Below are 797 nucleotides of genomic sequence, written 5' to 3'. Positions count from 1 at the left end.
TGGCTGATATCGCCGCCGTCGCTGACCTTCACCACAAAGGCCTTACCTTCCACTTCCACGGTGTAGATACCGGAGGCGGCAGGCTTCTCTGCTTTTGCCACCGGCTGCGCGGCTTCCGCCTGCGGCACCGGCTCAAACGCCGCCGGGTTGTGGCGGTTCTCAAGGAACTTCAGGCCAGGCTGCGGGAACAGCGCCACGGTGAGCACGTCGTCGATGGCGTTTTCCGCAAGCGTGATGCCCTTCTCCTGCGCCTGGCGCTTCACGTCCGCTTCCAGCGCAGCCAGCTCCGGCTTCAGCAGGTCCGCCGGGCGGCAGGTCACCGGGGCAGCCCCTTCCAGCACGCGGGCCTGTAACGCCGCGTTGACCGGCACCGGAGTGTGGCCGTATTCGCCCTTCAGTATCCCGGCGGTTTCCTTCGCGATGGTTTTGTAGCGCTCGCCGGTCAGGACGTTGAGCACCGCCTGGGTGCCGACAATCTGCGAGGTCGGGGTCACCAGCGGAATAAAGCCGAGGTCCTCACGCACGCGGGGGATTTCCGCCAGCACCTGGTCGAGTTTGTCCGCCGCGTTCTGCTGCTTCAGCTGGCTTTCGAGATTGGTGAGCATTCCGCCCGGCACCTGGGCCACCAGAATGCGGCTGTCGTAGCCCTTCAGCTGGCCTTCGAAGGCGTGGTATTTTTTGCGCACCTCGCGGAAGTACGCCGCGATGCTCTCCAGCTTCAGGATATCCAGCCCGGTGTCGTGTTGCGTTCCGGCGAGAGTGGCGACCAGCGCCTCGGTGGCCGGGTGGCCGTAGGT

1 pseudogene is annotated in these 797 nt (G+C 65.2%); it reads right to left on the bottom strand.

Going from position 1 to position 797, the window contains the following annotated elements:
* A pseudogene (locus tag FN082_RS15055) lies at nt 1-797 on the bottom strand (sodium-extruding oxaloacetate decarboxylase subunit alpha); the annotation flags it as partial.

The organism is Klebsiella spallanzanii, assembly GCF_902158555.1.
GTDB lineage: Bacteria > Pseudomonadota > Gammaproteobacteria > Enterobacterales > Enterobacteriaceae > Klebsiella > Klebsiella spallanzanii.
Note: the sequence above shows the minus strand (reverse complement) of the source record. Positions and strands in the feature narration are given on the sequence as shown.